Consider the following 17,557-nt stretch of genomic DNA (forward strand, 5'->3'; position numbering starts at 1 on the left):
GACCGGGTCAGACCCCGTACTCGGCGTTGTAGCGCTCGAGAACCGAGGAGATGTCCGAGTCCAGGGCGAGGACCCCGCCCTCCAGGTACAGTCCGCGCTTGCAGAAGCGGCGCAGGTCCTTCTCGTTGTGCGACACGAAGAACAGGGTGCGCCCCTGGGCGAGCATCTCCTCGATGCGGCGGTAGCACTTCTCGCGGAAGCCCTTGTCGCCGACGGCCAGCACTTCGTCGACGATGAGGATCGGCTCGTCGAGCTGGGTGATCACGGAGAACGCGATCCGCACCTTCATGCCGCTGGACAGGTGCTTGTACGGGGTGTCCAGGAAGTTGCCGATGTCCGCGAAGTCGATGATCTCGTCGAACCGTTCGTCGATCTGATGCCTCGACATGCCGTGCAGACCCGCGGTCAGATACACGTTGTCCCGCACGCTGAGGTCGTCGACGAATCCGCCCGTGATCTCGATCAGGGGCGCCGTGCCGGCCTTCACGTCCACGGATCCCTCGTCGGCCAGGATGACGCCGGCGACGAGCTTGAGCAGCGTGGACTTGCCCTGGCCGTTGCGTCCGACGACACCGATGGCCTCTCCGGCGTTGACCGTGAACGAGACGTGGCGCAGGGCCCAGAACTCGTCCGGCTTGCTGCGTCGCTGACGGGACGAGAACAGGTCCTTGAAGCTGCGGCGGGACCGGCGATTCCGTTTGAAGCGGATGCCGACATCCTTCACCTCGATCATCGCGGTCGTCGTCAGGGTGTCGGTCATCACATCTCCTTCAGCACGCTGCGGATCGTGCGCGAGTACACGAGCCAGCCGATGACCAGGAAGATCAGGCTGCCCAGCGCGGAGACGAGCACCAGGTTCCAGTGCAGGTCAGCAGGGAAGAACCCGGAACGGTACAGGCCGAAGAGTCCCACGAGTGGATTCGCATCGATGAAGTAGCGGAAGATGCTCCCCTTCGGTACTTCGTTCACCGGATACAGAACGGCCGACGCGTAGAAGAGGAGTCGGAGCAGCAACTTCACGGCGCGTTCGAGGTCCTTGAAGAACACCACCAGAGGAGCGACGATGAGGCCGATTCCCACCAACAGCACCGCCGTGATGACGATGGCGATCGGATAGAAGACGAGCTGCCAGTGCACGTGCGCGCCGCTGAAGATGACGAAGAGCGCCAGCACGGGCAGCGAGAGCGCGAACTCGATGCCCTTGCTGAGCACGATGCGGTTGATCCAGATCGTGCGCGGGATGGCAGTGGAGCGGATCAGCTTCGCCTCGCGACTGAACGCACGCGTGAAGTCCGAGACGGCGCCATTGAACCACGTCCAGGGAAGCAGCCCCGCCAGAAGGAAGACGATGTAAGGCGACTCGCCGGCCGACTTGCCCCGGTCGAAGACCACCACGAAGACGAGGTAGTAGATGCCCGCCATGAGCAGCGGATCCAGGATGGACCACACGTACCCGAGCACGTTCGTCGTGTACCGCACGTGCAGGTCGCGCTTCGTCAGCAGCCAGAGCGAGTGACGATAGCGCGCAAACGGTGTGCGCTGAGCCGGGCGCACGTCGGCGTAGGTGGTCACCCGTCGATCGTACCGGCGCGCTGCTGAGCATCCGCCGCCTCGGTCGAGCGCACAGATGAGCTCAGAGACACGGATGCCGCCGACCGAACCCGGCCGACGGCATCCGTCACGCTGTCGCTGGCGTCACACGAAGAGGTTCGCGCGCTCCAGGTCTTCGGCGAAGTCGATCTCGACCGCGTAGAGGTCGGAGATGTCGATCGGCTCGACGAGCATGCCGTCGTTCTGGATGGCCAGCTCGATGCCGCGCTCGAAATACTCCTGGTCGTCGACGCGCTGCAGGTGGTAGAGCAGCGCGGCCTTGTCGCGGCTCGACACGTAGTTGATGCCGACCGCCTCGCCGAGGCCGCCCTTGACCGTCTTGGAGAGCTTCTCGATGTAACCCTCTGCGCCGGTCGTGTACTTGACCTCCTCGTCGGAGACCTTCGCGGTGTTGACCGTCACGAACGACTGGTCGCGTGCGACGGCCTCAGCGGCGCGCACCAGGAGACCCGGATCGAAGACCACGTCGCCGTTCATCCAGAGCACTCCGCCGTTGCCGCTCGACTTCAGGGCGCGCATCAGGCTCTTCGACGTGTTCGTCTGGTCGTACTGCTCGTTGTAGACGAAGGATGCGTCGGGGAAGGCCTCGACGATGTGCTCGAGCTTGTAGCCGACGACGATGGTGACCTTGACCTTGGGTCCGAACGCCGCGTGGATGTTGTCGAACTGCTGCTGCATGATCGTTCGACCGTCGCTCAGTTCGGTCAGCGGCTTCGGCAACGAGCGTCCGAGGCGGCTACCCATGCCGGCCGCGAGGATCACGACCTGGGGTGCGTTGGTCACGTTTCGTCTCCTGTCATTCGTGCGCATAGTCGACCTCCAGAGGTTGAACTGTGTGACTTGTGGATGACTGGATCCACGGCGAATCAGGTTCCATTGCCTGCGCCGACGATCTCTGTTCACCGAAGTGTCACTGATGCGTATATGCAATGACACCGCGTTGTGCCGTCTTCGATTTTAGGCGAGAACGAACCCCGAATGCGGGACGTTGCCGTTTCGTGATCGTTTTATGGGAGCTCTCTTAGGGTCGGATCGGGTAGGAACGGCCTCTTTCCGGCGGAATCGATGACTCGGCTGAGCTTTCCGCCGGCGGCGCACTGCACAGAACGTGTAGTCCGTGAGAGGGATGTGCCCAGGCGGCTTGGTAGGTTAGCGTAAAGAATTCGATGGCTCCGATGGGGGAGGGTGCCGCGTCGGCTCTCGCAGGCGTGATCATCCGCCTTCCGTCGATGTCATAGGTGAAGCGGGTCGGGCCGCGGTCACGCGACTCGAGTGCTTCGAGGGAACCGGTAACGGGGGTATGGCGCGTGCACGATGACCCGCAGGAATCGGTCGCCGGAGGGGCACAGATGGTGAGCGGGAGCGGGCGCACCGGCGTCACGACGGATGCGGATGAGCCGACGGCCCGAACGCGTGGCACGGCAACGGGCGCCCGCAGACAGGGTCGCGTGCGCGTCACGGGAGCGGCGGCCAACAGGTCGGTCGTCGCGGAGGCCGATGCTGCCGAGCCCGGTTCGCTCGTGGCCGCGACGGGTGTGCGGGGCTCAGGAAGCACGACCAGAGTTCGCGCGTCGAAGGGCACGGGTGTGGTCAGCGGCGCGGTCGGCGACGACGTCCGGAGCGGTGCAGCGAGCGGAGCGGATGCCGTGGCATCCGCATCCGCATCGGCGCCGACCGGCTGGGCCAAGACATCCGCTCGGCTCGCCGCGCCGACACAGGCCGCAGCAGCTTCCGGTGCTGTCGTCGAGCCCGCTGCGGCACCGGCCGGTACGGGCACGAAGGAGTCCACGCGAGGTCGGATGGACACGGATCTGAGCACAACGCAACCGGGCAACGGCGAGACGACCGGAACGACCGAGGTCGACACGGATCCGCTGCCCGAACCGGCATCCAGAGTCGACGAGAACACCGGATCCCGTCAGCGGATCACGCTGTTCGGCCGCCGCCGCAAGGCAGCTCTCGCCGCATCCGCCGTGGCGATCGAGACGCCGGCGGATGACGACCAGGGGTCGGATCTGCTTGCCGAACTGGTGCGGGAGACCGAGGCCGCGACGCCGGTCGCGACGCCGGAGCTCACGCCGCCGCCCTTGGGCGGGGGAGACGACGTGCCCGAGTGGGTGATCGAGCAGATCTACGAATCCGACGAGAGGGATGCCGCCCTGGCCGGAGCCGACGCGATGCTCCTGGAGGAGACGGCCGATCGTTCGACGCTCACTCGCGAGACCGACGACCGGCGCGGAGCGGTCGACCAGCCCGACGCGACGCCCGCGCAACCGCGTGCCCGTCGCGCTGCCGAGACGCGGGCGTTCCCACCGGCGAGGCCCGCTCCGACGTCCGCCGCGCCGGTCGTGCTCGCCGTCAACGGTCTGCACAAGCGCTACGGCGACGTCGTCGCCGTGGACGGCGTGCACCTGACAGTGCGCGCCGGATCGCTGTACGGCATCGTCGGACCGAACGGCGCGGGAAAGACGACGACCCTCTCGATCGTCACGGGTCTCCTCCGACCCGATTCCGGCGCGGTCATCGTGAACGGCGTGGATGCCCGCAAGCGCCCGCGCGACGCGAAGCGCGCCATCGGTGTGCTGCCCGACCACCTGCGTACGTTCGATCGGCTCACCGGCGCGCAACTCCTCTATTACGCCGGTACGCTCCGCGGGCTCGACGCGTCGACGACGCGCAGACGCTCGGCCGACCTCGCGGCAGCCTTCGGCATCGAGGATGCGATGGGTCGCCTCGTCGCCGACTACTCGGCAGGCATGACCAAGAAGGTCTCCCTCGCGGCAGCGATGATCCATTCGCCGCGCCTGCTTGTGCTCGACGAGCCGTTCGAGGGTGTCGACCCGGTCTCGTCCGCGACCGTGACCGGCATCCTGCAACGGTATGTGGACGCCGGCGGAACGGTTCTGCTGTCCAGCCACAGCATGGACCTCGTGCAACGCGTGTGCGACAGTGTCGCGATCATCGTGGGCGGGGTCGTGCTGGACGCTGGTCCCGTCGACCAGGTGCGCGGCGACAAGTCGCTCGAAGATCACTTCATCGAACTCGCGGGCGGCCGCAAGGCCGTGGAGGGGCTCGAATGGTTGCACAGTTTCTCCGACTGAGGCTCGCCGCGCTGGGCAGCGGGTTCCGGCGCGGCGGGTGGCACGGGTTCGGTCTCGTCGTGGGGATCCTGTACACGGTCGCGGCGACGGGCGTGGTGTGCTGGGTGCTGGCATTCGCCCGCACGGCCAGCGACACGGAGCTCGTCCGTGACATCGTGGTGATCGCCGGCGGATTCGTCGCGCTGTGCTTCCTCGTGGTTCCGCTCTTCGGACGCCACGACGGCACGTTCGACCCGCGCTCGTACGCCATCCTCGGCGTCGAGCCTCGCCGGGTGGCGCTGGGACTGGGCGTTGCGTCCCTGTTGTCCCTTCCGGCCGCGGTGCTCGCGGTGTGCGCCGTGTTCACGGTCGTGACGTGGTCCGCGCATCCGGGGGCCGCGGTGCTCGCGGTGCTCGCCGCGGTCGTCGCGGTGCCGACCTGGGTGCTGGCGGCGCGACTGACGGCATCCCTCGCCTCCTTCGCCCTGTCGACGCGTCGGGCGCGCGAGTTCAGCGCGACCATCGCCGTGCTCGTGATCGTCATGCTCTCGCCGCTGGCCTTCTTTCTCGCGACCCTGAACTGGGCGCGCGACGGGCTCCGCGTCGTGCACAGCGCCGCCGACTGGGTGAGCTGGACGCCGCTCGGTGCCGTCTGGGCCGTCGGCGGCGATGCGGCGACCGGACACTGGGGGACAGCCGTCGCCAAGCTGATCATCGCCATCGTCACGGCCGCCGTGATCGGATTCGCCTGGCGCGGGCTCTGCGCCCACATGATGGTGACGCCCGATCGCCAGGTGACCACGAAGGCGTACGTCGGCCTCGGCTGGTTCGGCAGGATGCCCGCCCGTCCGGTCGGCGCCATCGCCGCTCGCAGCCTGACCTACTGGGGCCGAGACTCGAGGTACTGGGTGCAGCTCGTGCTCGTGCCGTTGTTCCCGATCGTCATGGTGGCCGCGCTGCTGGTCTCGGGCGCCGTCTCTCCGCATGATGTCGCGCTCATCCCGCTGCCGGTGATCTGCCTGTTCATCGGATGGGTGGCGCACAACGACGTGGCGTACGACGGCACGGCAGTGTGGCTGCACATCGCCTCGGGAACGGGCGGACTCTCGGATCGCCTCGGACGCCTCGCACCGGTCGTCGGGCTCGCCGTCCCCGTCGTCGCGGTGGGCAGCATCCTGACGGTGTTGGCGTACGGAAGCTGGGCGGTGCTCCCGGCGATCACCGGGGTGAGCGTGTGCCTGGTGCTCACCGGGCTGGGACTCTCCAGCGTGTCATCCGCTCTCGCCCCGTACTCGGCTCCGCGACCGGGGGACAGCGCGTTCGCGCATCCGCAGCACACCGGCGGCGGGGCGGCGTTCGCACAGTTCATCAGCCTGCTCCTCACCGCGGTGTTCGCCGGCGTGCCGATCGCGATGATGGTGCTCGGGGTGCTGGTTGATCCCGAATGGTTCACCAGGGCGCTGTGGACCGGGCTCGGGATCGGCGTGATCGTGTTCGTGGGCGGCGTCTGGCTGGGAGCCGCGACGTTCAACCGGCGTGGACCGGAGCTCATGGCGTTCGCGCTGCGGAACGCCTGATCACGTACCTGGGACGGGCCGAAGTCCGGCTGGTGCAGCTTGGCTAGACTGGGCGGATGGTCGACAACAGCATCGCAGAGCCTGGCGGCCCGGGCGCCGCGCCCGAGGGCGGCGGTGTCGCCACGCTCGATCGTGAACTCGAGGAGCTGCTCCAGAACGAGCAGATGGAACCGGGGGATCACGAGCGTTTCTCGCACTACGTGCGCAAGGAGCAGATCCTGGAATCCGCCGTCACCGGCAAGCCCGTGATCGCACTCTGCGGCAAGAAGTGGACGCCGAACCGCGACCCGCAGAAGTTTCCGGTCTGCCCCGAATGCAAGAAGATCTACGAGGGTCTCAGCGACGAATAGCCCGAAGCGACGCACCGCCTGAACGGGTGAGACAGCCTCCCGTCGGACGACTTCCCCGACCGGGTCGCCCGACGGTGAGTGGATCGCCCGGTGGCGATGGGCGGGGCACCTTCGAGTTGGCGCGAGCCTAGACGAACTCGGTCGGCAGTGCGGGCTCCCCGCGTCCCAGGCGGAACGCCGACTCCGGGAGTTCCTCGCTCACGATGGCATGGTGGCGTCGAGCCGCCTCGACACCCGCGGCACCGAGGTGCGACGCGATCGCTGCACCGCCGGTCATGAGCGGCACATGCAGCGGACGTCCGGCCGGAACGACACCGGGCCCCTGAACGACGTGGATCTCCTCCGCCACGGCCACCCCGACGTTGTTGATCGCGCGAACCGGAACTTTCGTGCCGCCGATGGATGCCTTCCCCGCGGATGCCTTCGCGACGGGAACCCAGGTCCCCGCGGCGTCCTTGCGTGCGACGAGCTTGTAGACCATGCCGGCCGTCGGGGCGCCGGACCCGGTCACCAGTGAGGTGCCGACGCCGTACGAGTCGACGGGAGAGGCTCGAAGGGCGGCGATGGCGAACTCGTCCAGGTCGTTCGTGACGGTGATCTTCGTGTTCGTGGCGCCCAGCGAATCCAACTGAGCCCGCACGGATGCGACGAGCACGGGCAGGTCGCCGGAGTCCAGCCGCACGGCGCCGAGGTCTGTGCCTGCGACGCGCACGGCCGTCTCGATCGCCTTGTGCACGTCGTACGTGTCGACCAGGAGGGTTGTGCCGGGGCCGAGCGAGCGTACCTGCGCGCGGAAGGCATCCTCTTCGCTGTCGTGGAGCAGTGTGAACGCGTGCGCCGCCGTTCCCATCGTCGGGATGCCCCACGTGCGGCCCGCCTCGAGGTTCGACGTGGCGCCGAACCCTGCGATGTACGCGGCGCGAGCTGCGGCGATCGCCGCCTCCTCGTGCGCGCGACGTGAGCCCATCTCGGCGAGCGGACGCCCTGCCGCTGCTGAGACCATGCGCGCTGCGGCTCCCGCGATGGCCGAATCGTGGTTCAGCACGCTGAGGGCGAGCGTCTCCAGCAGCACCCCTTCGCCGAACGGCGCGTCCACGACGAGCACGGGGGATCCGGGGAAGTAGAGTTCGCCCTCGCGGTAGCCGCGGATGGTGCCGTTGAAGCGGAAATCGGCCAGCCAGTCCAGCGTCTCGTCGCGGACCACGCGGTTCTCCCGCAGCCACGTGAGTTCGGCGTCGCCGAACCGGAAGCGTTCGATGAGCTCGAGCAGCCGGCCGATGCCGGCGACCACGCCAAAGCGGCGTCCGCCGGGGAGCGACCGAGCAAAGACCTCGAAGACGCATTCGCGGTCGTGCGTGCCGGAGAGCATGGCGGCGTCGAGCATCGTGAGCTCGTAACGGTCCGTGAGAAGCGCGGATGAGGGGCGCTCGCGTGGTGGCGTCACGGAGATCAGCCTACGGCGTGAGAGTCGATGCCCGTCGGGTCGCATCGTAGGCTGGATCACCGTGACAGACGCGCCGATCGGCATCTTCGACTCCGGGGTGGGCGGCCTCACGGTGGCCCGCGCCGTGCGAGACCAGCTCCCGAACGAGTCCATCCTGTACGTCGGCGACACCGCGAACTCTCCCTACGGCCCGAAGCCGATCGCACAGGTGCGCGGCCTGGCGCTGGAGGCGCTCGACTTCCTCGTGGAGCAGGGCGTGAAGATGCTCGTCATCGCCTGCAACACGGCATCCTCCGCCATGCTGCGCGATGCCCGCGAGCGGTACGACGTACCTGTGGTGGAGGTCATCCAGCCCGCGGTGCGCACCGCTGTGGCGACGACGCGCACGGGACGTGTCGGTGTGATCGGCACGGTGGGCACGGTCAACTCACGCGCCTACGAGGACGCCTTCGCGGCAGCACCCGACCTGAAGCTGTTCACCCAGGCGTGCCCGCGCTTCGTCGAATTCGTGGAGAGCGGCATCACGAGCGGCCCTGAGCTGCTGGACGTCGCCGCCGGCTACCTGAGGCCACTGCAGGAGGCGCGTGTCGACACCCTCGTGCTCGGCTGCACGCACTACCCGTTCCTCAAGGGTGCGATCTCCTACGTGATGGGGGAAGGCGTGTCCCTCGTCTCCAGCGATGTGGAGACGGCCAACGACGTGTACCGGGTGCTGGTGTCCCAGGGCCTCGAGCGGACGGCGACCCACGAACCCAGCCTCCGCTACGAGACCACAGGGGCGGATACCGAGGGGTTCCGCCGCCTCGCGCACCGCATGCTCGGCGCGGACGTGCCCGCGGTGGACGTGGTGCGCACCGGGACGATCGACCTGAGCGAGCTGCGCGGACTCTAGGGATTGTCAGACACACCCTGACTTTCGCTTGTGCTGAGTCTTGCGCCGCCGACGGCACCTGGCACGGCTGGAAGCCGGCGGATCCGTCACCAACCCGGGCGATCAGCTGACGGGCGCTCGATAGGGTGGAGCGGTGAGCGAGATCATCCGTGCCGACGGCAGAACACCCGACCAGCTGCGACCGATCACCATCGAGCGGGGGTGGAGCGAGCAGGCGGAGGGGAGCGCCCTCATCTCGTTCGGTCGCACGCGGGTGCTGTGCACGGCATCCTTCACGAACGGCGTTCCGCGCTGGCTCGCCGGCAAGGGCAAGGGGTGGGTCACCGCGGAGTACTCGATGCTGCCGCGCTCGACCAACGAGCGAACCGACCGCGAGTCGGTGAAGGGCCGCATCGGCGGGCGCACGCACGAGATCAGCAGGCTCATCGGCCGCAGTCTGCGCGCGGTCGTCGACACCAAGGCGCTGGGTGAGAACACGATAGTGCTCGACTGCGACGTGCTCCAGGCGGACGGCGGAACCCGTACCGCCGCGATCACCGGCGCGTACGTCGCTCTGGCCGATGCTCTGGCCTGGGGCAAGGAGCACAAGTTCATCGGGCAGCGGGCGACGCCGCTGATCGACAGCGTGTCAGCGGTATCGGTGGGCATCATCGACGGCGAGCCCATGCTCGACCTGGCATACGTCGAGGATGTGCGTGCCGAGACCGACATGAACGTCGTCATGACCGGTCGCGGGCTGTTCGTCGAGGTGCAGGGCACGGCAGAGGGTGCGCCGTTCGATCGCCGCGAGCTGGGATCGCTGCTCGACCTGGCGGAGAGCGGATGCCGCGACCTCGCCGCGCTGCAGGGCAAGGCTCTCAGCCCCGACGCCGACACCAGCGCATCGTGACGGACTCTCGCGTTCGCGTGGTGCTGGCCACGCACAACCACCACAAGCTCGAGGAGTTCGCGGCGATCATCGCAGAGCGGATGCCGCAGGTGGAGCTCGTCGAGTACGACGGTCCCGAGCCGGTGGAAGACGGCGTGACCTTCGCGGAGAACGCGCTCATCAAGGCCAGGGTGGCCGCCGAGCACACCGGTCTGGTCGCCCTCGCCGACGACTCCGGCATCGGCGTCGACGTGCTGGGCGGGGCGCCCGGCGTCTTCTCGGCGCGCTGGAGCGGCAGGCACGGCGACGACGCAGGAAACCTCGATCTTCTGCTCGCGCAGCTCGGCGACGTGCCTGACGAGCATCGCGGTGCCTGGTACACGTGCGCCATCGCGCTCGTTCGCCCCTCCGCTGCAGGAATCGCGGGGGAAGAGCGTACGGTGCAGGGCGAGTGGCCGGGATCCCTCGTCCGCACTCCCCGCGGCACGAACGGTTTCGGGTATGACCCCGCCTTCGTGCCGACCGGATCAACGCTGACCGCCGCGGAGCTCGATCCCGCCGTCAAGAACGCCGACAGCCATCGCGCCCGGGCCTTCCGCGCGATGGTCCCCGTGCTGGAAGAGCTCATCTCCGCCTAGCGCGAGCAGGCACGGGCCACGTGTCATCCTCGAGGACAGCTCGTGCGGGCATGGCGCGCCGCGCGCCCCCGGACCTACCGTTGAGGTGACATGTCCCACAGCCACGATCACGACCACGGAGCCCACGGAGCCGGCAGGAGACGCCTGCTCGCCGTGATCGGCATCGTGCTCGGTGTCTTCGTGCTGGAAGTCGCGGGCGCCATACTCAGCGGATCGCTCGCTCTGCTCGCCGACGCCGGGCACCTCGTGAGCGACCTCGTCGGCCTGCTGGTGGCGCTGGCGGCCGCGACGGTGGCGGCGCGTCCGGCGACGGATCGACAGACCTTCGGCTTCCAGCGGGTCGAGGTCTTCGGGGCGCTGGTCAACTCGCTCATCCTGATCGGGGTGGCGGTGACGGTCGCCGTCGGCGCCGTGTTCCGGTTCACGGGCGGGCATCCGCACGTGCAGGGCGGCTGGATGCTCGTGGTCGCCGGGGTGGGCCTCGTCGGGAATGTCGCGGGGCTGCTGATCCTGCGCGGCGGGGCCAAGGCATCCATCAACATGCGCGGCGCCTACCTGGAGGTGCTGGGCGACACGCTCGGCTCGCTGGCGACGATCGCCGCGGCGATCGTGATCCTGACCACGGGATTCGCCTCTGCCGACGCGATCGCCTCTCTCGTGATCGCTGCGCTCATCGTGCCGCGTGCCTTCTCGTTGCTGCGGGATGTGGTGCGGGTGCTCAGCGAGTCAGCGCCGGAGTCGACCGATGTGAAGGAGATCCGTCGCCACATCCTCGGCACGGACGGCGTGGTGGACGTGCACGACGTGCACGTATGGGCGATCACGTCGGGAGCGCCGGTCTTCTCGGCTCACGTCGTGGTCGCACCCGAAGTCTTCGCCGGCGGGCGGACGGGGGCGCTGCTCGACGAGCTGGGCGGATGCCTCAACCACCATTTCGACGTCGCCCACTCCACCTTCCAGCTCGAGCCAGCCGAGCATGCCGCCCACGAGGGCGACACGCACAGATGATCCGAGGGCATCGCGCCCGTGCGCTGCAGGGTGGGGTGCCGCATCGCGGGCTGTGCGTTGCCGCAGGCGTTCGCGAAGGCCGGCTCAGTCGCTGCCGGAGGACGACGCCGTGTCGGTGCCGTGCCGTGCGCCGCCGAGGATGGTCGGCTCCGTGGCGAGGCGCTCTGTGGCATCCTTGGCGTCCTCGGCATCCCTGGATGCCGATTCCGGATCGGACGCTTCGACTTTGGCGCGGGCGCGGGCCTTGCGCAGTCCGAGAAAGTAGTGGATGAGCGCAGGGACGACCGTGACCAGCACGGCGAGGATCAGGATGAGGTCGATGTACTTCTCGACGAAGTTCGCGACCGGCGTGATGAAGCCGATCAGGTACGCGAAGAACGTGAGTCCGCCGCCCCAGAGCACGGCGCCGATCGCGTTGTACAGCGAGTAGCGGCGATAGCTCATGTGGCCGACGCCGGCGGCGACCGGCGCGAACGTGCGCACGACGGGGACGAAGCGGGCGAGGATGACGGCGAGGGGCCCGAATCGCTCGAAGAACGAGTTCGTGCGTCTCACGTTCTCGATGCTGAAGAGTCCTGTCTCTTTGCGCTCGAATATGGCCGGACCGGCCTTATGGCCGATGAGATAGCCGACTTCGCCTCCGAGGAACGCGGCGATGGCGATGAACAGGCAGACCCACCAGATCTGCAGGCCGAACACCAGGTCGGTCGCCGTCAGGATGCCGCTGATCACCAGGAGCGTGTCTCCGGGCAGGATGAACCCGACGAGCAGACCGGTTTCAGCGAAGATGATGGCGCACACGACAAGCAGGGCCCACGGACCGACGGAGTTGATGATCACGCTGGGGTCGAGCCAGGGGATGAGTGCGGTGTGGAACACGGTTCTCCTGTCGTCGGCGACCGCGAGCAAGGCGGCTGCCGGTCGTCGGCGGCGAATGCTGAGGAATGTGTGTGTGCAGGGTCAGCGTCGATGACGCGTTTGCAGTGAAGTCTAGCCAGCGGACGGTCTGCGAACCCGGGTGTTAACCCTACGATCCGAGCCTGAACGCGGCGCTGTAAGAAGCGGATAAGGAAGTGCGGGAGAGGGGACTTGAACCCCCACGCTCGAAAGCACAGGAACCTAAATCCTGCGTGTCTGCCAGTTTCACCACTCCCGCGAGGGCGCAATCAGCATAGTCGCCGCTCAGGGCGCCTAAGGGGCTGCGATCCGCAGCTCGGCGGAGACGCAGACGGAGGCGTGACCTGCAGCTCGGCGGAGACGCAGACCCGATGCAGATCCGGAAGTCGGGTGTGTGGATAACTTCGGTGCGGAAAGCCGTGCGCCCTGCATCATGACGGCATGACCGATCCCGTGCGCCTCATCGCCGACCGCGTACGAGACAGGGTGAGACGGGACGGCGTCGACCTCACGGGCGACGCATCGCGCGCCGCTGCGTACACCCACGACGAGGTGCGCCGGTACACCGAGCGAGCGCTCGGCGGATCGATGCCGCTCGTCGCCGACGAGCGACGTGCCGAGCGTGACGTCCTCGCGTCGCTCACGGGTCTTGGCCAACTGCAGCCCTACCTCGACGACCCGACGGTCGAGGAAATCTGGCTGAATGCGCCCGACCGCATCTTCGTCGCGCGTAACGGGCGCTCCGAGCTCGTCGACCTCGCGCTCACCGGTGACCAGGTGCGCGACCTCGTCGAGCGGATGCTGCAGGCATCCGGCAGACGCGTGGACGTCTCCTCTCCTTTCGTCGACGCCTCGCTGCCGGACGGATCCCGGCTGCACGTGGTGATCCCGGACGTGACGCGCGCGCACTGGGCCGTGAACATTCGCAAGTTCTCACGTCGCATACGCGATCTGGGGAGGCTCGTCGCGCTCGGATCGTTGTCCCGCCAGGCCGCCGAATTCTTGCGGATGTGCGTGCTCGCGAATCAGAACATCCTCGTCGCCGGTGCCACCCAGAGCGGGAAGACCACCCTGCTCGGAGCACTCCTCGCGTCGGTGCGGCCGGGGGAGCGGATCGTCACCGTTGAGGAGACGTTCGAATTGGATCTGGCCGCGGTCGACGTGGTCGCGATGCAGTGCAGGCAGCCCTCGCTTGAAGGGTCGGGAGAGATCACCCTCCGTCGCCTCATCAAGGAGGCACTGCGGATGCGTCCCGATCGTCTCGTCGTGGGCGAGGTCCGCGAAGCGGAGAGCCTCGACCTGCTGCTGGCTCTGAACTCCGGGCTGCCAGGTGCGTGCTCGATTCATGCGAACAGTGCACGCGAGGCCTTGTCGAAGCTCGCCACGTTGCCCCTGCTGGCCGGCCAGAACATCGACTCGGGGTTCGTCGTGCCGACCGTTGCGGCGTGCGTCGACATCGTGGTGTTCTGCGCGCTCGAGCGGGACGGCAGCCGGCGGATCACGGAGATCCTCGCCGTCACCGGGGCCGTGATGGGCGGGGTGATCGAGGCGAGCCCGGTGTTCGCGATGCGAGGCGGAGAGCTCGTCGCGACCGGCGGATACCCGGCCAAACGAGGCAAGTTCGAGGCTGCCGGCCTCGATCCGGCGCTGGTGCTCGCCCGATGATCGCCGGCATCGCACTCGGCGGAGCACTCGGAGTCGGCCTCCTGCTCGCGGCCTCGCCGTTCCTCTGGCCTCTGAGATCGCGGCGTCTCCGGACGGGCAAGGGCGATCGCCTTCGGCGCAAGCTCATCCTGGCGGGGATGCCGCGCCTTTCGCCCACAGGATTCGTCCTCAGCTGCGTGCTCGTCGCCGTCGTCTTCTTCTGCGTGGCGCAAGCCGTCTTCGGTCTCCTGGTGCTGTCCGCGGCGCTTGCCGCAGTCGGCGGATGGCTGCCCTGGAGTCTCGTCTCGTGGCGTGCAGCACAGCGCACCCGCGCTCACCGGACGATGTGGCCCGACGTCGTCGATCACCTCGTCTCCGCCGTGCGATCCGGGCTCGCACTCCCGGAGGGCGTCGCGGAACTCGCACGGACGGCGCCGGAGTCCACGCGCGCGGCCTTCGTCGCGTTCGAACGGGACTACCGCGCGAGCGGGGTCTTCGCGCCGGCCGCCGACAGGTTGAAGGCGGCACTGGCAGACCCGGTCGCGGACCGCATCATCGAGACGCTGAAGATGGCACGCGAGGTGGGCGGCGGCGAGCTCGTCTCCGTGCTGAAGGCGCTGGGCGCATCGTTGCGGGAGGATGCGGCAGCGCGTGCCGAGATCGAGGCGCGCCAATCCTGGACGGTCGGCGCCGCGCGGCTGGGCGTCGCGGCACCCTGGATCGTGCTCGGGCTGCTCGCCACCCGTCCGGAGGCGGCGCTCGCCTACAACAGTCCGATCGGCGCCGTCGTCATCGTCGGCGGACTCGTCGTGTCCCTCGTGGCGTACCGGATGATGCTGTCCATCGGACGGCTGCCGGAGGAGCGGCGGTGGTTCCGATGACGGCTCTCGCCGTGCTGTGCGGAGTTGCGCTCGGCCTCGGCCTGTGGTCGCTGATCGCCTTGCTGCCGCGGATGAGCCGCCCGCGCCTCGCCGACCGTGTTGCGCCCTACCTGATGGACGTGTCCGACGCCGCACGCACCTACAGCGAACGACGGACGGTGCAGCCGTTGCCGGTTCTGGGCTCGGTCTTCGCGCCGCTCGTCGGCGCGGTGCGCAGTGCTGCCGCGCGGACTCTCGGCGGGACGGCCGCCGTCGCGTCGCGATTGCGCCAGTCCGCGAGCCCGCTCACCGTCGAGGAGTTCCGCCTCCGGCAGGTCGCGTGGGCGCTCGGCGGCCTCGTCGGGGGCATCGGCCTCGCCGCGCTCGGGGCCGCGGCCCAGCCTCTCTCGCCCGTGGTGGTGATCGCCACGCCCGCTGTGCTTGCGACCCTCGGGTTCCTTGTGCCGGACCAGCTCCTGACCAGAAGCATCCGGCGCCGTCTGGCACGGATGGCGGAAGAGCTCCCGACGGTCCTCGAACTGATGACGCTGTCGCTGAGCGCGGGAGAGGGCATCCTCGACGCTCTGCGACGGGTCGCTCGTGTCGGATGCGGCGAACTCGCCGGGGAACTGGGGCGGGTGGTCGCTGAAACCGGCATGGGCGTGCCCTTGGCGACGGCGCTCGCCCGGGTGAGCGCGGACATCCGTCTGCCGCAGTTCACCCGATGCGTCGACGCCATCGGATCCGCTTTGGAACGCGGATCCCCGGTGGTCGAGGTGCTGCGTGCACAGGCGACGGATGCGCGCGAGGCCGCCAAGCGGGACCTGCTCGAGCAGGCGGGCAAGAAGGAGATCGGGATGCTGGTTCCCTTGGTGTTCGCAATCCTTCCCGTCACCGTGCTCTTCGCCGTGTTCCCCGGTCTCGTGGTGCTTGAGTCGGGGTTCTGAAGCAGGCAGACACGGCGGATGGAGACACGAATGAGCGGCGACAGGCGCGACCGCAGAACAGAGGCGACCGCACGACGAGGCGACTGTGTGACGGAGATGCCGCCCGGCCGAAGCGCCCGCACGGTGGAAGCCCCCGAACAACAAAAGCGCCGGGCGACACAGGCACACGACCGATCACACGCACCAGGCGAGAAGGATGAGGAGAGTCGCATGACCACTTCACGGAGGAGGCGTCCGCTCGGGCAACCGGGACGCGGCGTCTGGTCCACGGCGCTGGACGATCGGGGCGACGTCCCAGGCTGGGTCTTGATCACGCTCATGACGGCAGGCTTGGTCATCATCCTCTGGGGTGTGGCGGGACCCGCACTGAGCAACGTGTTCCAGCAGGCCATCGACCGTGTGACCTCGTTCTGAGATGATCCGCTGGCACGATGACCGCGGGTCGGCCCCTGCCGAGTTCGCGATGGTGGCCGCGCTGCTCACCGTGCTCACTCTCGCCGTGCTCCAGCTCGGCCTGGCGCTCCTCGTGCGCAACACGCTCATCGATGCAGCGGCGGAAGGGGCGCACGTGGCCGCGCTCGCCGACAACACGCTCGCGGACGGGCGCGAGCGCACGCGATCGCTGATCGGGACCGCGGTCGGCAACGGATACGCGGGCGACGTGACGGCGACGTACGGCTCCTATCTCGGGGCCCCGGCGGTCATCGTCACCGTGCGTGCGCCGCTTCCGCTGGCCGGCCTGTTCGGCCCGGAACGCGTACTGGAGGTGTCGGGTCATGCGCCGGTCGAAGTGGCTCCTTGAACGCGTGTCATTCGCGGCCGAACGTGGATCCGCCTCGCTCGAGTTCGTCACGGCTGGGCTCATCCTTCTCGTGCCGACGGTGTACCTCGTGGTCGCGCTGGCGGGCATCCAGGGCGCGCAACTGGCTGCAGCAGGTGCCGCACGCCAGGCGGCACGCGTGTACGTGCAGGCCGACAACGAGACGGATGCCGCGGCATCCGCATCCTCCGCCGTCGCGTTCGCGCTCGCCGACTTCGGTCTGACCGTCGATCAGGCGCACGTCGATATGGTCTGCACGCCGCGTCCGGATGCCTGCCTGACCCGGCTCGGAACCGTGACGGTGACCGTCCGCGTGCGAGCGGCCCTCCCGCTCGTTCCCGACGTTCTCGACCTGCGACGGGAAGCGGCCGTCTCGGTCGAGGGTGCCAGCACGCAGCGCGTCTCGCGGCTCTGGAACGCACGATGAGCCTCCGAGCTCGGTTCGCCTCGGCGCTCCGCGATGAGCGTGGTTCGACGATGCCGCTGGTCATCTTCTTCGCGTTCCTCTGCCTCGCGGTCGTGCTGCTGGCGAGTGCGGCGACATCGTTGTACCTCGAACGCGAGAGGCTCTTCGCCGTGGCCGACGGAGCGGCGCTGGCGGGTGCCGAATCGTACGACCTGGACGACGTTGCGGTGGTGGACGGTCGTCCCCGACCGACTCTCCGGTCGACGGAGGTGAGCGACGCGGTCGGCGACTACCTGGCCTCCGCAGCGGCACGCGGATTCGACGAGCTGGTGGTCGAACAGGCGTCCACCGAGGACGGCAGGAGCGCGACGGTGCGGCTGTCGGCGGTGTGGCATCCTCCCGTCGTCTCCGTGCTGGTGCCCGCTGGGCTCCGTTTCTCCGTCACGTCCACAGCGCGCAGCGTGTTTCGATAGCGCTCGCGTTGCCCGATGGGCCGGCGTGTTCCGATCAGGCTC

Annotated in this window: 19 protein-coding genes and 1 tRNA gene; 14 read left to right on the forward strand and 6 right to left on the reverse strand. The window is 68.4% G+C overall.

The features are described 5' to 3' along the window. Positions 1 to 7 precede the first annotated feature (7 nt). From ACX9R5_RS10375 to ACX9R5_RS10385, 3 genes are all read right to left on the reverse strand, one after another. Positions 8 to 760: an ABC transporter ATP-binding protein gene (locus tag ACX9R5_RS10375; RefSeq protein ID WP_459408896.1), complete on the reverse strand. Its 753-nt coding sequence runs from the start codon at positions 758 to 760 to the stop codon at positions 8 to 10. Further along, positions 760 to 1,572, reverse strand: a complete 813-nt coding sequence (locus ACX9R5_RS10380; RefSeq protein WP_459408897.1) for an ABC transporter permease — start codon at positions 1,570 to 1,572, stop codon at positions 760 to 762. Before ACX9R5_RS10380 ends, ACX9R5_RS10375 begins: the two co-directional genes overlap by 1 nt. Positions 1,573 to 1,695: 123 nt before the next feature. Next, a complete protein-coding gene (locus tag ACX9R5_RS10385; protein ID WP_459408898.1) occupies positions 1,696 to 2,394 on the reverse strand; it encodes a phosphocholine cytidylyltransferase family protein in 699 nt (232 codons plus the stop codon). A gap of 566 nt (positions 2,395 to 2,960) precedes the next feature. Between ACX9R5_RS10385 and ACX9R5_RS10390 the strand changes: the two genes are divergently transcribed. Genes ACX9R5_RS10390 through ACX9R5_RS10400 form a run of 3 tightly spaced genes read left to right on the forward strand, consistent with a single transcriptional unit; the run spans position 2,961 to position 6,618 of the window. Then, complete coding sequence (locus ACX9R5_RS10390) at positions 2,961 to 4,712, forward strand: ABC transporter ATP-binding protein (protein WP_459408899.1); 1,752 nt, start codon at positions 2,961 to 2,963, stop codon at positions 4,710 to 4,712. Then, a complete protein-coding gene (locus ACX9R5_RS10395; RefSeq protein WP_459408900.1) occupies positions 4,688 to 6,268 on the forward strand; it encodes a hypothetical protein in 1,581 nt (526 codons plus the stop codon). The genes ACX9R5_RS10390 and ACX9R5_RS10395 overlap by 25 nt, the downstream gene beginning before the upstream one ends. A gap of 56 nt (positions 6,269 to 6,324) precedes the next feature. Beyond that, positions 6,325 to 6,618 (forward strand): DUF3039 domain-containing protein, encoded by a 294-nt coding sequence (locus tag ACX9R5_RS10400; protein ID WP_459408901.1) that lies wholly within the window; start codon positions 6,325 to 6,327, stop codon positions 6,616 to 6,618. A 127-nt stretch (positions 6,619 to 6,745) separates the two neighbouring features. Here the strand turns inward: ACX9R5_RS10400 and ACX9R5_RS10405 are convergent, their stop codons facing one another. Beyond that, positions 6,746 to 8,002 (reverse strand): nicotinate phosphoribosyltransferase, encoded by a 1,257-nt coding sequence (locus ACX9R5_RS10405; protein ID WP_459409072.1) that lies wholly within the window; start codon positions 8,000 to 8,002, stop codon positions 6,746 to 6,748. Between the two features lie 121 nt (positions 8,003 to 8,123). Here ACX9R5_RS10405 and murI point away from each other — a divergent pair, with 121 nt between their 5' ends. The 4 genes from murI to ACX9R5_RS10425 all read left to right on the forward strand — a co-directional run bounded on the left by murI (position 8,124) and on the right by ACX9R5_RS10425 (position 11,468). Further along, a complete protein-coding gene (gene murI / locus ACX9R5_RS10410) occupies positions 8,124 to 8,954 on the forward strand; it encodes a glutamate racemase (RefSeq protein WP_459408902.1) in 831 nt (276 codons plus the stop codon). A 133-nt stretch (positions 8,955 to 9,087) separates the two neighbouring features. Continuing rightward, positions 9,088 to 9,843, forward strand: a complete 756-nt coding sequence (rph, locus tag ACX9R5_RS10415) for a ribonuclease PH (protein WP_459408903.1) — start codon at positions 9,088 to 9,090, stop codon at positions 9,841 to 9,843. Then, positions 9,837 to 10,460 (forward strand): non-canonical purine NTP pyrophosphatase, encoded by a 624-nt coding sequence (locus tag ACX9R5_RS10420; protein WP_459409073.1) that lies wholly within the window; start codon positions 9,837 to 9,839, stop codon positions 10,458 to 10,460. The genes rph and ACX9R5_RS10420 overlap by 7 nt, the downstream gene beginning before the upstream one ends. Positions 10,461 to 10,550: 90 nt before the next feature. Next, positions 10,551 to 11,468, forward strand: coding sequence for a cation diffusion facilitator family transporter (locus ACX9R5_RS10425; RefSeq protein WP_459408904.1), 918 nt, complete (start codon positions 10,551 to 10,553; stop codon positions 11,466 to 11,468). 84 nt (positions 11,469 to 11,552) lie between these two features. Here ACX9R5_RS10425 and ACX9R5_RS10430 read toward each other — a convergent pair whose 3' ends face one another. After that, positions 11,553 to 12,347: a DedA family protein gene (locus tag ACX9R5_RS10430; RefSeq protein WP_459408905.1), complete on the reverse strand. Its 795-nt coding sequence runs from the start codon at positions 12,345 to 12,347 to the stop codon at positions 11,553 to 11,555. 195 nt (positions 12,348 to 12,542) lie between these two features. Next, a tRNA-Leu gene (locus ACX9R5_RS10435) sits at positions 12,543 to 12,624 on the reverse strand. 182 nt (positions 12,625 to 12,806) lie between these two features. Between ACX9R5_RS10435 and ACX9R5_RS10440 the strand changes: the two genes are divergently transcribed. The 7 genes from ACX9R5_RS10440 (at position 12,807) to ACX9R5_RS10470 (ending at position 17,515) form a co-directional block, all read left to right on the forward strand. After that, the gene (locus tag ACX9R5_RS10440) at positions 12,807 to 14,030 is read left to right on the forward strand and encodes a CpaF family protein (protein ID WP_459408906.1); all 1,224 of its coding nucleotides are present in this window, start codon (positions 12,807 to 12,809) and stop codon (positions 14,028 to 14,030) included. Next, positions 14,027 to 14,890 carry a type II secretion system F family protein gene (locus ACX9R5_RS10445; protein WP_459408907.1) on the forward strand — a complete coding sequence of 288 codons (864 nt, stop codon included), beginning with the start codon at positions 14,027 to 14,029 and terminating at the stop codon, positions 14,888 to 14,890. Before ACX9R5_RS10440 ends, ACX9R5_RS10445 begins: the two co-directional genes overlap by 4 nt. Continuing rightward, on the forward strand, positions 14,887 to 15,816 hold the full coding sequence (locus ACX9R5_RS10450; RefSeq protein WP_459409074.1) for a type II secretion system F family protein: 930 nt from the start codon (positions 14,887 to 14,889) through the stop codon (positions 15,814 to 15,816). The genes ACX9R5_RS10445 and ACX9R5_RS10450 overlap by 4 nt, the downstream gene beginning before the upstream one ends. A 210-nt stretch (positions 15,817 to 16,026) precedes the next feature. Continuing rightward, a complete protein-coding gene (locus ACX9R5_RS10455; RefSeq protein WP_459408908.1) occupies positions 16,027 to 16,230 on the forward strand; it encodes a hypothetical protein in 204 nt (67 codons plus the stop codon). Position 16,231: 1 nt separating this feature from the next. Further along, positions 16,232 to 16,618, forward strand: a complete 387-nt coding sequence (locus tag ACX9R5_RS10460; protein ID WP_459408909.1) for a TadE/TadG family type IV pilus assembly protein — start codon at positions 16,232 to 16,234, stop codon at positions 16,616 to 16,618. Further along, positions 16,593 to 17,063 (forward strand): hypothetical protein, encoded by a 471-nt coding sequence (locus tag ACX9R5_RS10465; RefSeq protein ID WP_459408910.1) that lies wholly within the window; start codon positions 16,593 to 16,595, stop codon positions 17,061 to 17,063. Before ACX9R5_RS10460 ends, ACX9R5_RS10465 begins: the two co-directional genes overlap by 26 nt. Then, a complete protein-coding gene (locus ACX9R5_RS10470; RefSeq protein WP_459408911.1) occupies positions 17,060 to 17,515 on the forward strand; it encodes a pilus assembly protein TadG-related protein in 456 nt (151 codons plus the stop codon). Before ACX9R5_RS10465 ends, ACX9R5_RS10470 begins: the two co-directional genes overlap by 4 nt. The last annotated feature ends 42 nt before the right edge of the window (positions 17,516 to 17,557 follow it).

It is taken from the genome of Rathayibacter sp. CAU 1779, assembly GCF_054551755.1.

What these genes read in the sequence shown, in the direction of transcription:
- ACX9R5_RS10375 (WP_459408896.1), bottom strand. Translation starts at nt 760, where the DNA reads ATGACCGACACCCTGACGACGACCGCGATGATCGAGGTGAAGGATGTC.
- ACX9R5_RS10390 (WP_459408899.1), top strand. Translation starts at nt 2,961, where the DNA reads ATGGTGAGCGGGAGCGGGCGCACCGGCGTCACGACGGATGCGGATGAG.
- ACX9R5_RS10395 (WP_459408900.1), top strand. Translation starts at nt 4,688, where the DNA reads ATGGTTGCACAGTTTCTCCGACTGAGGCTCGCCGCGCTGGGCAGCGGG.
- ACX9R5_RS10400 (WP_459408901.1), top strand. Translation starts at nt 6,325, where the DNA reads ATGGTCGACAACAGCATCGCAGAGCCTGGCGGCCCGGGCGCCGCGCCC.
- ACX9R5_RS10405 (WP_459409072.1), bottom strand. Translation starts at nt 8,002, where the DNA reads ATGCTCGACGCCGCCATGCTCTCCGGCACGCACGACCGCGAATGCGTC.
- ACX9R5_RS10425 (WP_459408904.1), top strand. Translation starts at nt 10,551, where the DNA reads ATGTCCCACAGCCACGATCACGACCACGGAGCCCACGGAGCCGGCAGG.
- ACX9R5_RS10440 (WP_459408906.1), top strand. Translation starts at nt 12,807, where the DNA reads ATGACCGATCCCGTGCGCCTCATCGCCGACCGCGTACGAGACAGGGTG.
- ACX9R5_RS10445 (WP_459408907.1), top strand. Translation starts at nt 14,027, where the DNA reads ATGATCGCCGGCATCGCACTCGGCGGAGCACTCGGAGTCGGCCTCCTG.
- ACX9R5_RS10450 (WP_459409074.1), top strand. Translation starts at nt 14,887, where the DNA reads ATGACGGCTCTCGCCGTGCTGTGCGGAGTTGCGCTCGGCCTCGGCCTG.
- ACX9R5_RS10455 (WP_459408908.1), top strand. Translation starts at nt 16,027, where the DNA reads ATGACCACTTCACGGAGGAGGCGTCCGCTCGGGCAACCGGGACGCGGC.
- ACX9R5_RS10460 (WP_459408909.1), top strand. Translation starts at nt 16,232, where the DNA reads ATGATCCGCTGGCACGATGACCGCGGGTCGGCCCCTGCCGAGTTCGCG.
- ACX9R5_RS10465 (WP_459408910.1), top strand. Translation starts at nt 16,593, where the DNA reads ATGCGCCGGTCGAAGTGGCTCCTTGAACGCGTGTCATTCGCGGCCGAA.
- ACX9R5_RS10470 (WP_459408911.1), top strand. Translation starts at nt 17,060, where the DNA reads ATGAGCCTCCGAGCTCGGTTCGCCTCGGCGCTCCGCGATGAGCGTGGT.